The sequence below is a fragment of the Micromonospora endolithica genome, from assembly GCF_003626595.1.
In the GTDB taxonomy this organism is placed as follows: domain Bacteria; phylum Actinomycetota; class Actinomycetes; order Mycobacteriales; family Micromonosporaceae; genus Micromonospora; species Micromonospora endolithica.
The window spans coordinates 566,667-579,330 of record NZ_RBAK01000001.1 but is presented as its reverse complement, the minus strand read 5'-3'; the positions used below and the strand labels follow the sequence as shown (position 1 = coordinate 579,330).

The 12,664-nt window shown below is 72.4% G+C and carries 12 protein-coding genes; 10 read left to right on the top strand and 2 right to left on the bottom strand.

The annotated features are described in order from the left end of the window. Positions 1-11: 11 nt before the first annotated feature. Positions 12-494, top strand: coding sequence for a Rieske (2Fe-2S) protein (locus tag D7223_RS02570; protein WP_120724344.1), 483 nt, complete (start codon positions 12-14; stop codon positions 492-494). Between the two features lie 159 nt (positions 495-653). Continuing rightward, positions 654-2,630 carry an excinuclease ABC subunit UvrC gene (gene uvrC, locus D7223_RS02565; RefSeq protein ID WP_120725668.1) on the top strand — a complete coding sequence of 659 codons (1,977 nt, stop codon included), beginning with the start codon at positions 654-656 and terminating at the stop codon, positions 2,628-2,630. Positions 2,631-2,865: 235 nt separating this feature from the next. Here uvrC and recQ read toward each other — a convergent pair whose 3' ends face one another. Together recQ and D7223_RS02555 are read right to left on the bottom strand one after the other, a co-directional pair. Further along, the gene (recQ, locus tag D7223_RS02560) at positions 2,866-4,707 is read right to left on the bottom strand and encodes a DNA helicase RecQ (protein ID WP_120724342.1); all 1,842 of its coding nucleotides are present in this window, start codon (positions 4,705-4,707) and stop codon (positions 2,866-2,868) included. A 176-nt stretch (positions 4,708-4,883) separates the two neighbouring features. Continuing rightward, positions 4,884-5,228, bottom strand: coding sequence for a hypothetical protein (locus D7223_RS02555; protein WP_120724340.1), 345 nt, complete (start codon positions 5,226-5,228; stop codon positions 4,884-4,886). 246 nt (positions 5,229-5,474) lie between these two features. Between D7223_RS02555 and rapZ the strand changes: the two genes are divergently transcribed. From rapZ to D7223_RS02515, 8 genes are all read left to right on the top strand, one after another. Next, complete coding sequence (rapZ, locus tag D7223_RS02550) at positions 5,475-6,401, top strand: RNase adapter RapZ (RefSeq protein ID WP_420330286.1); 927 nt, start codon at positions 5,475-5,477, stop codon at positions 6,399-6,401. Further along, on the top strand, positions 6,398-7,438 hold the full coding sequence (locus D7223_RS02545; protein WP_120724338.1) for a gluconeogenesis factor YvcK family protein: 1,041 nt from the start codon (positions 6,398-6,400) through the stop codon (positions 7,436-7,438). Before rapZ ends, D7223_RS02545 begins: the two co-directional genes overlap by 4 nt. Before the next feature lie 54 nt (positions 7,439-7,492). After that, positions 7,493-8,473, top strand: a complete 981-nt coding sequence (gene whiA, locus D7223_RS02540; protein WP_120724336.1) for a DNA-binding protein WhiA — start codon at positions 7,493-7,495, stop codon at positions 8,471-8,473. A 317-nt stretch (positions 8,474-8,790) separates the two neighbouring features. Continuing rightward, complete coding sequence (gap, locus tag D7223_RS02535) at positions 8,791-9,795, top strand: type I glyceraldehyde-3-phosphate dehydrogenase (protein WP_120724334.1); 1,005 nt, start codon at positions 8,791-8,793, stop codon at positions 9,793-9,795. Positions 9,796-9,800: 5 nt separating this feature from the next. Next, positions 9,801-11,018: a phosphoglycerate kinase gene (locus D7223_RS33180; protein WP_120725664.1), complete on the top strand. Its 1,218-nt coding sequence runs from the start codon at positions 9,801-9,803 to the stop codon at positions 11,016-11,018. Next, positions 11,019-11,810, top strand: coding sequence for a triose-phosphate isomerase (gene tpiA, locus D7223_RS33175; RefSeq protein WP_120724332.1), 792 nt, complete (start codon positions 11,019-11,021; stop codon positions 11,808-11,810). A gap of 95 nt (positions 11,811-11,905) precedes the next feature. Beyond that, a complete protein-coding gene (gene secG / locus D7223_RS02520) occupies positions 11,906-12,163 on the top strand; it encodes a preprotein translocase subunit SecG (protein ID WP_120724330.1) in 258 nt (85 codons plus the stop codon). A gap of 139 nt (positions 12,164-12,302) precedes the next feature. Continuing rightward, entirely contained in the window at positions 12,303-12,650 is a 348-nt protein-coding gene (locus tag D7223_RS02515) for an RNA polymerase-binding protein RbpA (RefSeq protein ID WP_120724328.1), read from the top strand. Positions 12,651-12,664 lie beyond the last annotated feature (14 nt).

The following is a 12,664-nucleotide window of genomic DNA, read 5'->3' as shown; positions in this document are numbered from 1 at the left end:
AGAGGCCAGGCATGAGTGACGACCAGGTGGTAACCGGACCGGGCACGCAGACCCGCCGCGCGCTGCTCACCGGCGCGGGCGCCGTCGGTGCGGCGGTCGTGCTGGCCGCCTGCGGTGGCGACGACTCGGGCGACGGATCGGCGCCGACCAGCGGTGGTCCGGCGGTGCCGAGCACCGGTGACGCCGGGGGCGGCGACCGTGAGAACGCCCAGTCCCTGGTCCGGACCACCGACGTCCCGGTCGGCGGGGGAGTGGTCCTCGCCGCTCAGGGTGTGGTGATCACCCAGCCGACCGCCGGTCAGTTCAAGGGCTTCGACCCGATCTGCACCCACCAGAACTGCCCGGTGTCGAACGTCGACGGCGGCACGATCAACTGCACCTGTCACGGCAGCAAGTTCTCGATCGAGGACGGTTCGGTCAAGACCGGCCCGGCGACCAAGCCGCTGCCCGTCAAGGAGGTCAAGGTCACCGGCGACCAGATCTCGCTGGCCTGACCCGTCCGCGTCCGCCCCTGCCGCGCCCGGCCGGGCCCGCCCGGTCGGGGCCGGTCCGGGTCGGTGACCGGTCCAGGCCGGGTCGGTGGCGGGGGGGCGCCCCGGTCCGGGGCGGTCGGTGGCCGGGGCGTGTCGGGGGCGCGGACTAGGCTTGTGGGCGTGGCTGACCCCTCGACCTACCGTCCCGCGACCGGCACCATTCCGGAGTCTCCGGGGGTCTACCGCTTCCGGGACGGCACCGGCCGCGTGATCTACGTCGGCAAGGCGAAGAACCTGCGCAGCCGGCTCAACTCCTACTTCGCCGACCCGGTCAACCTGCACCAGCGCACCCGGCAGATGGTCCTCACCGCCGAGTCGGTGGACTGGATGTCGGTCGCCACCGAGGTGGAGGCCCTCCAGCAGGAGTTCACCTGGATCAAGCAGTACGACCCCCGCTTCAACGTCCGCTACCGGGACGACAAGTCCTACCCCTACCTGGCCGTGACGCTGGACGAGGAGTTCCCCCGGCTGCAGGTGATGCGCGGGGCGAAGCGCAAGGGCGTGCGCTATTTCGGGCCCTACTCGCATGCCTGGGCGATCCGCGAGACGCTCGACCTGCTGCTCCGGGTCTTCCCGGCGCGCACCTGCTCGGCCGGGGTCTTCAAGCGGGCCGGGCAGGTCGGTCGGCCGTGCCTGCTGGGCTACATCGGCAAGTGCTCCGCACCCTGCGTGGGCACCGTGTCGGCGGAGGAGCACCGGCGTATCGTCGACGGCTTCTGCGACTTCATGGGCGGCCGCACCGACGTGATGGTGCGGCGGCTGGAGCGGGAGATGACCGAGGCCAGCGAGCAGCTGGAGTTCGAGCGGGCGGCCCGGTTGCGCGACGACGTGGCGGCGATGCGTCGGGCCATGGAGAAGCAGACGGTGGTGCTCGGCGACGGCACCGACGCCGACGTGGTGGCGTTCGCCGACGATCCCCTGGAGGCGGCCGTCCAGGTGTTCCACGTGCGGGACGGCCGGGTCCGGGGCCAGCGGGGCTGGGTGGTCGAGAAGACCGAGGACCTGACCATCGGTGACCTGGTGCACCACTTCTGCACCCAGGTCTACGGCGGCGAGCACGGCGAGGCGGACGTGCCCCGCGAGCTGCTGGTACCCGAGCTGCCCGCCGACTCCGACGCGCTCGCCGACTGGCTGTCCGGCCATCGGGGCAGCCGGGTGGCCCTGCGGGTGCCGCAGCGCGGCGACAAGCGGGCCCTGCTGGAGACGGTGGAGCGGAACGCCAAGGACGCCCTCGCCCGGCACAAGCTCAAGCGCGCCGGCGACCTGACCACCCGGGGCCGCGCGCTCGACGAGATCAGCGAGGCGCTCGGCATGCCGACGTCCCCGCTGCGCATCGAGTGCTTCGACATCTCGCAGATCCAGGGCACCGACGTGGTGGCCAGCATGGTCGTCTTCGAGGACGGGCTGCCCCGCAAGAGCGAGTACCGGCGGTTCATCATCCGGGGGGCCACCGACGACCTCTCCGCGATGGCCGAGGTGCTCCGTCGCCGCTTCGCCCGCTACCTGGACGCGCGGGCCGAGACCGGTGAGGTGGGCGTGGAGGCGGCCGACGAACCGGACGCACCGGCAGGGCAGGCCGACGACGAGCCCCGGGTGGGTGTGCTGATCGACCCGGCCACCGGGCGGCCACGCCGGTTCGCCTATCCGCCGCAGTTGGTGGTGGTGGACGGCGGCGCGCCGCAGGTGGCCGCCGCCGCGCAGGCCCTCGCGGACCTGGGCATCGACGACGTGGCCCTCTGCGGCCTGGCCAAGCGGCTGGAGGAGGTGTGGCTGCCCGACGACGAGTTCCCGGTCATCCTGCCGCGCACCTCCGAGGGGCTCTACCTGCTGCAACGCGTACGCGACGAGGCGCACCGCTTCGCCATCACCTTCCACCGGCAGCGCCGCTCCAAGCGGATGACCGCCTCGGCGCTGGACACCGTGCCCGGGCTGGGCGAGGTGCGGCGCAAGGCGCTGCTGCGACACTTCGGTTCGCTCAAGCGGCTCTCGGCCGCGACGGTGGAGGAGATCACCGAGGTGCCGGGCGTCGGCAAGCAGACCGCGGCGGCGATTCTCGCCGCCCTGGACGGAGAGTCGAAGACCCCGCCCACCGACTGAAGCCGGCCCGCCCCCGCACCCGCCCGCCCGGTTTCGTCCCGCCTCGCCTGCGGTGAGGCGGCACCGTCGGGGAAAGTGCTGCCTCGGCCGCTCGGGAGGCAGCACCTCCCCGATTTCCGCGGATCTGGGGCGCGGCCGGGTGCGGCACGTCGTAGCGCACCGGCCGTGGCGCGGGGGAGCTGGCGTCGGGACGTGCGCGTGGTGAGGGGGCGCGCCGCGTGGGGTGGGGAGTGGGTCAGGCGTCGGTGAGGACGGCGAGGATCTGCTCGCCGTACCTGGCGAGCTTGTTCTCGCCGACCCCGCTGACCCGGGACAGCCCGTCCAGCGTGCCCGGCGCGTCGGTGGCGATCTGCCGCAGCGTCGCGTCGTGGAAGATGACGTAGGCCGGCACGCCCTGCTCCTTGGCGGTGGTCGCCCGCCAGGCGCGGAGCCGCTCGAAGACGGCGGTCGCCGCCGGGTCCAGCTCCGCCACCACGGTGGCCGCGCCGCGCGGCTTCGACGAGCGGGTCGACGCGGGCCGCTCCGGCTCCCGTCGCAGCATCACCGTGCGCCGCCGTCCCAGCACCTCGGCGCTGGTGTCGGTGAGGACCAGCGTGCCGTAGTCGCCCTCGACGGCCAGCAGGCCCTCGGCCAGTAGCTGGCGGACCACGCCGCGCCACTCGGCCTCGCCCAGCTCGGTGCCGATGCCGAACACCGTCAACGCGTCGTGGCGGTGCTGGGTGACCTTGTCCGTGGTGCGGCCGAGCAGGATGTCGATGCACTGCCCGGCACCGAAGCGCTGGTTGCGCTCGCGGTCGAGCCGGTAGACGGTGGAGAGCAGTTTCTGCGCGGCGACCGTGCCGTCCCAGGACTCCGGCGGGTTGAGGCAGGTGTCGCAGTTGCCGCAGGCGGTGCCGCCCGGCTGCCCGAAGTATTCCAGGAGCTGCGCGCGGCGGCAGCGGACCGTCTCGCAGAGGGCCAGCATGGCGTCGAGGTGGGCGGCGAGGTTGCGACGGTGGGCCAGGTCGCCCTCGGACGTCTCGATCATCTTCCGCTGCTGCACCACGTCCTGGAGCCCGTACGCCAGCCAGGCCGTCGACGGCAGGCCGTCCCGCCCGGCGCGGCCGGTCTCCTGGTAGTAGCCCTCGACCGACTTCGGCAGGTCGAGGTGGGCGACGAAGCGTACGTCCGGCTTGTCGATGCCCATGCCGAACGCGATCGTCGCCACCATGACCAGACCGTCCTCCCGGAGGAACCGCTGCTGGTGGGTGGCGCGGGTGGTCGCGTCCAGGCCGGCGTGGTAAGGCAGGGCGGGTACGCCGTTGGCCACCAGGAACTCGGCGGTCTTCTCCACCGAGGCCCGGGACAGGCAGTAGACGATGCCGGCGTCGCCGGGGTGCTCGTCGCGCAGCAGGGCGAGCAGTTGCTTGCGCGGCTCCCGCTTGGGCACGATCCGGTACTGGATGTTGGGTCGGTCGAAGCTGGCCACGAAGTGCCGCGCCTCGGTCAGGCGCAGCCGGGTGGCGATCTCGGTGCGGGTGGCGCTGGTCGCGGTCGCGGTGAGCGCGATGCGGGGCACACCCGGCCACCGCTCGTGCAGCATCGACAGGTTGAGGTAGTCGGGGCGGAAGTCGTGGCCCCACTGCGACACGCAGTGCGCCTCGTCGATCGCGAAGAGCCCGATCCGGCCCCGGTCCAGCAGGTGCAGGGTGGTCCGGCTGGCCAGCGCCTCCGGTGCCAGGTAGAGCAGGTCCAGCTCGCCGGCGAGGAAGGCGGCCTCGACCGTACGCCGGGCGGCGAGGTCCTGCGTCGAGTTGAGGAAACCGGCCCGCACCCCGACGGCGGTCAGCGCGTCGACCTGGTCCTGCATGAGCGCGATCAGCGGGGAGACGACCACCGCCACGCCGTCCCGGACCAGGGCGGGGATCTGATAGCAGAGCGACTTGCCGCCACCGGTGGGCATCAGCACCAGCGCGTCGCCGCCGTCGACCACGTGGTCCACGACCTCCTGCTGGAAACCGCGGAAGGCGTCGTAGCCGAAGACGCGGCGCAGCACCTGCTCGGCCGCCGAGATCCGCACGTCGGTGGTGGAGGTCATCGGAGGATTCTAGAGACCCGCCCCGACACCTCCACCGGGACCGCGCCGGAGGCGGTCGGTCGCGCCGCACAGGCCGCGGCGCCGGACAGGTCGCGCCGGACACGCGGTCCCGGGCGCGGGCCGGCCCACCGCGCCCGGGATGCCGCCGGGCTCCCCCGAGGCGTGGTGTGCGCCGGTCACGCCGCCTGGGTCGACCGGTTCGCCAGACCGCGCGGCGGGGCCTTCATCCCGACCACGATGTCGACGATCTCGATGTAGCGGGCCTTGCCGCCCATCCGGAACGCGGTCGCCGCCGCGTTGATCTCCTCCAGGGTGTCGGCCTCGACCATGGTGACCTGGTCGTACTTTCCGTTGACCCCGGTGCAGACCACGTGGGTGAGCTGCTTGGCGAATCGGCCCAGATCCCGGGCGTGTTCCGCGGAGACCTCGTGGATACCCTCCCGGCCGAGGGCGAAGTACTCAGGACTGATCCGCATGAAGAGGAACCCGACGTACTTGTTCTTGTCCGCCAGATCGTGCATGGCGCCCTCCGTATCTCCCCGCTGAGCTGCGGTGATCACGTAAATGGTATTGAGGGTCACTGATCGTCATCAAGGCTTCCGGGCTGTCGGGAGCACGACCGGTCCGGCGGGGGCCCGGCCGCGGACCGGACGAACGGTGTTCCGGCGGTCACCCGTGGAATCCCGACCCCGGTCCCAGCCGTTAGAGTCGGCGACTGACCATGCGCGGCCGGGAACGGCCCGCGGGCCACGGCTTGGGGGTAGTGGGTGAGCGAGGCGGGTACGGGCGAGGACCGGCACGGCATCGTCGGCGGTCAGCCGGCGCCGACGGAGGCGGACACCACCCTGGTGGTGGTCACCGGTCTGTCCGGCGGCGGTCGCAGCACGGTCGCCCGGGCACTGGAGAACGTCGGGTTCTACGTGGTGGACAACCTGCCGCAGGCGCTCATGCTCGACATGGCGGAGCTGGCCTACAAGGCCGGCGGTGCGGCCCGGCGTACGGCGATGGTGCTGGACGTGCGGTCCCGGGCGTTCTCCACCGACCTGGCCGGCGCGATCCGGGAGCTGAAGGAGCGCGGATTCTCGCCCCGGGTGGTCTTCGTCGACGCCGACGACGAGGTGCTCATCCGCCGGTTCGAGAGCGTCCGGCGGTCGCACCCGTTGCAGGGTGACGGGCGGCTGGCCGACGGCATCGCCGTCGAGCGCGGCCTGCTGGAGGAGGCCCGCGACCAGGCCGACGTGATCATCGACACCAGTCACCTGAACGTCAACCAGCTGCGGCGCCGCGTCGAGGAGCTGTTCGGCGGCGAGGACGCCCGCCGGCTGCGGGTCACCGTGCTGTCGTTCGGCTTCAAGTACGGCCTGCCGCCGGACGCGGACTTCGTGCTCGACGCCCGTTTCCTGCCCAACCCGTACTGGGTGCCCGAGCTGCGGGAGCACACCGGGCGGGAGGAGGCGGTCAGCTCGTACGTGCTGGGCCAGGAGGGCGCGGAGGCGTTCGTGACGTCGTACGCGGACCTGGTCGGCGCCACCACCTCCGGTTTCGAGCGGGAGGGCAAGCGCTACCTGACCGTGGCGGTCGGCTGCACCGGTGGCAAGCACCGCAGCGTGGCCATCGCCGAGGAGTTGGCCGGCCGGTTGCGGCAGTCCGGCCTGGCCGCGAACGCGCAGCACCGGGACCTGGGGCGGGAATGACGGCGACGAAAGTGGTCGCCTTCGGGGGAGGGCACGGGCTCTCCGCCTCGCTGCGCGCGCTGCGGCGCTGCGCCCCGGAACTCGACCTGGACATCACGGCGGTGGTCACCGTCGGTGACGACGGCGGGTCCAGCGGCCGGCTGCGCGCGGAGCGGGGTGGCCTGCCCCCGGGCGACCTGCGGCAGGCGCTCGTCGCGCTCGCCGGTGACCATCCGCAGACCCGGCGCAGCGCCGGGCTGTTCCAGCACCGGTTCGTCACCCCGGCCCGCGCGGGCATACCGGTCGCCGGCGGCGTCGCGGCCCCGGCCGGCGACGGGCGCGGCGCGGACGGGCTGCTCCACGACCGGGACGGCCTGACCGGGCACGCGGTCGGCAACCTCGTGCTCTGCGGCCTGATGGAGCTGCTCGGCGACCCGGTGGCGGCCCTGGAGCACGCCGGCGCGATGCTGGGCACGGTCGGCCGGGTGCTGCCGATGTCCTGCCAGCCGGTCGGGATCGAGGCCCGGGTACGCGGCGCCGACCCGGACCGGCCGGACGAGGTCCGGACGGTCACCGGGCAGCACCAGGTGGCGGTGACCACCGGACGGGTGGAGTCGCTGCGGCTGAACCCGGAGACCCCGGCGGCCTGCCCGCAGGCGGTGGAGGCGGTCGGCGCGGCCGACTGGCTGATCTTCGGGCCGGGCAGCTGGTACACCAGCGTCCTGCCGCACCTGCTGGTGCCCGAGCTGGCCGACGCGATCGTGACCAGCCCGGCCCGCCGGCTGGTCACGCTGAACCTCGCGGCCGAGAAGGAGACCCTGGGCCTGTCGGTCGCCGACCACCTGGCGGCGCTGCGCTGGTACCTGCCGGCGCTGGAGGCCGACTTCGTGCTGGCGGATTCGAAGGCGGTCGGTGACCCCGATCCGGTCGAACGTGCGGCAGAATCGCTGGGTGCCCGGCTGGTCCTCGCCCCTGTCGCGGTCATCGACGGCACTCCCCGTCATGATCCGGCCGCCCTCGGCGCCGCACTGGTGCCGGTCCTGGGTGCCGATCGTTAGACACGTACGTAATCTCCGGCGACACGCCGGAACCGGTCCGTGAGGGGACGCACAATGGCGATGACGGCGGCGGTCAAGGACGAGCTGAGCCGGGTCGACGTGCCCAAGCCCTGCTGCCGGCGGGCGGAGATGGCGGCGCTGCTGCGGTTCGCCGGCGGGTTGCACATCGTCTCCGGCCGCGTGGTGGTGGAGGCGGAGCTGGACACCGGCGCGGTGGCCCGACGGCTGCGCCGGGAGATCGCGGAGGTCTACGGGTACCCCAGTGAGATACACGTGCTGGCCTCCGGCGGCCTGCGCAAGGGCAGCCACTTCATCGTCCGGGTGGTGAAGGACGGCGAGGCGCTGGCCCGGCAGACCGGCCTGCTGGACGTGCGGGGCCGACCGGTGCGTGGGCTGCCCCCGCACGTGGTCGCGGCGAACGTCTGCTGCGCGGTGTCCGCGTGGCGGGGCGCGTTCATGGCGCACGGCTCGCTGACCGAGCCGGGCCGGTCCAGCGCCCTGGAGATAACCTGCCCCGGCCCGGAGTCGGCGCTGGCCCTGGTCGGCGCGGCCCGCCGGATCGGCATCACCGCGAAGAACCGCGAGGTGCGCGGGGTGGACCGGGTGGTGGTCAAGGACGGTGACGCGATCGCCGCCCTGCTCACCCGGGTCGGCGCGCACTCCAGCGTGCTGGCGTGGGAGGAGCGCCGGGTGCGCCGTGAGGTACGGGCCACCGCCAACCGGCTGGCCAACTTCGACGACGCGAACCTGCGCCGCTCGGCGCGCGCGGCGGTGGCCGCCGCGGCCCGGGTCACCCGCGCGTTGGAGATCCTCGCCGACGAGGCGCCGAACCACCTCACCGACGCCGGCCGGCTGCGGCTGGAGCACCGGCAGGCCTCCCTGGAGGAGCTGGGGGCCCTGGCCGACCCGCCGTTGACCAAGGACGCCATCGCCGGCCGGATCCGGCGGCTGCTGGCGCTGGCCGACAAGCGGGCCCGGGACCTGGGCATCCCGGATACCGAAGCGGCCGTCACGCCCGACATGCTCGTGGTCTGATGGGACGGTGGCGGCCGGAGGACCCGAGCGAGCGCGGCGAGCGCGCGTCCTCCGCCATGCCGTGGTGTCCCGCGACGCGAACCGGATCTTGCCCCGGCGCGGTGCGGCGCCGCCCGCTCGGCTAAGGTCACGACGTACGGCAAGGGGGCCGGCACAGGCATCCTCGCCGTGTTCACCGCCTCGGGCGGTCCGGTCCTTCGAGACCGCGGCGGGGTGGCCGAGATGAACCGTCAACGGCCGGCTCCAACGGTCGGCGCACACACCTCCGCCGGCCCGGGTCTTATGCCGGCGGACCAGAACGCGAGGAGATGGGACCTGTGACCATCCGGGTTGGCATCAACGGCTTCGGCCGCATCGGCCGTAACTTCTTCCGGGCCGTGCTGGCGTCCGGCGCGGACATCGAGGTCGTGGCCGTCAACGACCTGACCGACAACGCGACGCTCGCCCACCTGCTCAAGTACGACAGCATCCTGGGCCGCCTCCCGCACGAGGTGAAGGCCACCGCCGACGAGATCACCGTCGGCGGCAAGACCATCAAGGCGTACGCGGAGAAGGACCCGTCGAAGCTGCCGTGGGGCGAGGTCGGCGCGGACGTCGTCATCGAGTCCACCGGTTTCTTCACCGACGCCACCAAGGCGAAGGCACACGTCGACGGCGGGGCCAAGAAGGTCATCATCTCCGCGCCGGCGAAGAACGAGGACGTCACGGTCGTGATGGGCGTGAACCACGACCAGTACGACCCGGCCAAGCACACCATCATCTCGAACGCGTCCTGCACCACCAACTGCCTCGCCCCGATGGCGAAGGTCCTGCACGACACGTTCGGCATCCAGCACGGTCTGATGACCACGATCCACGCGTACACCCAGGACCAGAACCTCCAGGACGCGCCGCACTCGGACCTGCGTCGGGCCCGGGCCGCCGCGCTGAACATCGTGCCCACCTCGACCGGCGCGGCCAAGGCGATCGGCCTGGTGCTGCCGGACCTGAAGGGCAAGCTGGACGGCTACGCGCTGCGGGTGCCGATCCCGACCGGCTCCGCCACCGACCTGACCGTCAACGTCAACCGGGAAACCACGGTGGACGAGGTCAACGCCGCGCTGAAGGCCGCCGCGGAGGGACCGCTCAAGGGTTACCTGACCTACAACGAGGACCCGATCGTGTCCGCCGACATCGTCACCGACCCGGCCTCGTGCATCTTCGACGCGCCGCTGACCAAGGTCGTCGGCAACCAGGTCAAGGTGGTCGGCTGGTACGACAACGAGTGGGGCTACTCGAACCGCCTGGTCGACCTGGTCAAGCTGGTGGGTCAGTCCCTGTGAGTGGGATTCGTACCCTCGACGACCTGCTCGGCGAGGGGGTGTCGGGTCGGCGCGTGCTGGTGCGCGCCGACCTGAACGTCCCGCTCGACAAGCAGACGGGTGAGATCACGGACGACGGGCGCATCCGCGCGGTGCTGCCGACGCTGAAGGCGCTGGTGGACGCGGGCGCGAAGGTGGTCGTCTGCTCGCACCTGGGCCGCCCGAAGGGCGCGCCGGACCCGCAGTTCAGTCTCCGCCCGGTCGCCGGGCGGCTCGGTGAGCTGCTCGGCGCGCCGGTGCACTTCGCCGAGGACACCGTGGGCGACTCGGCGCGGTCCACCGTGGAGGCTCTGGCCGACGGCCAGGTCGCCCTGCTGGAGAACCTCCGCTTCAACAAGGGGGAGACCAGCAAGGACGACGCCGAGCGGGGCGCCTTCGCCGACCAGCTCGCCGCCTTCGGCGACGCCTACGTGGACGACGCGTTCGGTGCCGTGCACCGCAAGCACGCCAGCGTCTACGACGTGCCGGCGCGGCTGCCGCACGTCGCGGGCCGGCTGGTGCTGCGCGAGGTGGAGGTGCTGTCCAGGCTGACCAGTGAGCCGGACCGCCCGTACGTGGTGGTGCTCGGCGGGTCGAAGGTCTCCGACAAGCTGGCGGTCATCGAGGCGCTGCTGCCGACGGTGGACCGGCTGCTGATCGGTGGCGGCATGTGCTTCACCTTCCTGAAGGCCCAGGGGCACGAGGTCGGCACCTCGCTGCTGGAGAAGGACATGGTGGACACCTGCCGCAACCTGATGGAGCGCGAGCCGGGCAAGATCATGCTCCCGGTCGACGTGGTGGCGGCGACCGCCTTCGCCCCCGACGCCGAGCACGAGGTCTTTCGCGCCGACGGTATCCCGAGCCACCGGGTCGGGCTGGACATCGGCCCGGAGACGGTGGCCGGCTTCGCCGCCGCCCTGAAGACCTCCGCCTGCGGAGATCCGGGGAACGCTCGGACGATCTTCTGGAACGGCCCGATGGGCGTGTTCGAGATGCCGGCCTTCGCGAACGGCACCCGCGGTGTCGCCGAGGCGATCGCCGAGTCCGACGCGTTCAGCGTCGTCGGTGGCGGTGACTCGGCGGCGGCCATCCGCGTGCTCGGGCTGGACGAGTCGAGTTTCGGGCACATCTCCACCGGTGGTGGCGCCTCCCTGGAATACCTGGAGGGCAAGACCCTCCCCGGCATCGCGGCCTTGGAGAACTGAATGGCGAGCACCACCCGCCGGCCGTTGATGGCCGGCAACTGGAAGATGAACCTGAACCACCTCGAGGCCAACCTGCTGGTGCAGAAGCTGGCGGCGAGCCTCACCGAGAAGCAGCTCACCGATGTGGAGACGGTGGTCCTGCCGCCGTACACCGACCTGCGGACGGTGCAGACCGCCGTGGACGGGGACAAGCTGCTCATCGGCTACGGCGCGCAGGACCTCTCGCCGCACGCGTCGGGCGCGTACACCGGGGACATCTCCGGCGCGATGCTGGCGAAGCTGGGCTGCACGTACGTCGTGGTCGGCCACTCGGAGCGGCGTGCGTACCACCACGAGGACGACGCGCTGGTGGGCGCCAAGGTGCAGGCGGCGCTGACCCACGGCCTCACCCCGATCCTCTGTGTGGGGGAGGGGCTGGACGTCCGGGAGCAGGGCACCCACGTGGCGCACTGCTCCGACCAGCTCGACGGCGCCCTGAAGGGGCTCTCCGCCGACCAGGTCAAGCAGGTCGTGGTCGCGTACGAACCGGTCTGGGCGATCGGCACCGGCAAGACCGCGACGCCGGAGGACGCCCAGGAGGTCTGCGGCGAGGTGCGCCGGCGGCTGGCCGAGAACTTCGGTCAGGACACCGCCGACGTGGTCCGGATCCTCTACGGCGGCTCGGTGAAGTCCTCCAACGTGGCGGCGATCATGGCCAAGCCGGACGTGGACGGGGCCCTGGTGGGCGGGGCGAGCCTGGACGCCGAGGAGTTCGCGAAGATCTGCCGGTTCCCGGAGCACACGGCCCGCTGATCGCTCGCTATCCTTGACTCCGCCCGTCCGCCGGTCGGTGCCACCGTGCCCGATCTGCCCGGGCGAGGACCGCAACGAGAGGAACTGCCCCAGCCATGCCGATCTGGTTCGCATACACGTTGATCGTGTTGCTGGTCATCACGAGCATCATTCTCACCATGCTGATCCTGCTGCACCGCGGTAAGGGTGGTGGGTTGTCGAGCATGTTCGGCGGCGGCGTCAGCTCCAGCCTTGCCGGATCGTCGGTCGCGGAGAAGAACCTCGACCGCTACACGGTCCTGGTGGGCATCGTCTGGTTCGCCTGCATCGTCGGGTTGGGGCTCTGGCTGCGTCTGCAGCTCACCAGCGCCTGAGCAGCCCGCGAGTCGTCACACCCGCGCGCGGTCCGTCACCAGACGGGCCGCGCGCGGTCGTTCCACCCGCTGCACCGCGTCGCCCGCCGCCGGTCCGTCCGGCGGCGGTACCCCCTCACGACGACAGGAGCGAGCAGCCGTGTCGAACGGCAACGTCATCCGTGGCACCCGGGTCGGGTCCGCCCCCGGCCGGCCCACCGAACGCTACGAGCCAGCCCCGTGCCGGCCGGTCACCTACTGGTGCCGCAACGACCACCGGGTGGAGATCCGGATGGCCGCGGACGCGACGCCGCCGGACGTCTGGGACTGCCCGCGCTGCGGCCTCCCCGCCGGCCGGGACGCCGGGAACCCGCCGGGCCGTACCCGGGCCGAGCCCTACAAGACCCACCTGGCGTACGTGAAGGAGCGACGCACCGAGGAGGAGGGGGAGGCGATCCTCGCCGAGGCCCTGGCCGCCCTGCGCCGCCGCCGCGGCCGCCCCGAGTGAAAGGAGGGGCCCCC

Bases quoted from the DNA above. Each gene is read 5' to 3' on its own strand.
- secG (WP_120724330.1), top strand. From the start codon at position 11,906: ATGCCGATCTGGTTCGCATACACGTTGATCGTGTTGCTGGTCATCACG.
- D7223_RS02545 (WP_120724338.1), top strand. From the start codon at position 6,398: ATGACGGCGACGAAAGTGGTCGCCTTCGGGGGAGGGCACGGGCTCTCC.
- D7223_RS02555 (WP_120724340.1), bottom strand. From the start codon at position 5,228: ATGCACGATCTGGCGGACAAGAACAAGTACGTCGGGTTCCTCTTCATG.
- tpiA (WP_120724332.1), top strand. From the start codon at position 11,019: ATGGCGAGCACCACCCGCCGGCCGTTGATGGCCGGCAACTGGAAGATG.
- whiA (WP_120724336.1), top strand. From the start codon at position 7,493: ATGGCGATGACGGCGGCGGTCAAGGACGAGCTGAGCCGGGTCGACGTG.
- recQ (WP_120724342.1), bottom strand. From the start codon at position 4,707: ATGACCTCCACCACCGACGTGCGGATCTCGGCGGCCGAGCAGGTGCTG.
- D7223_RS02570 (WP_120724344.1), top strand. From the start codon at position 12: ATGAGTGACGACCAGGTGGTAACCGGACCGGGCACGCAGACCCGCCGC.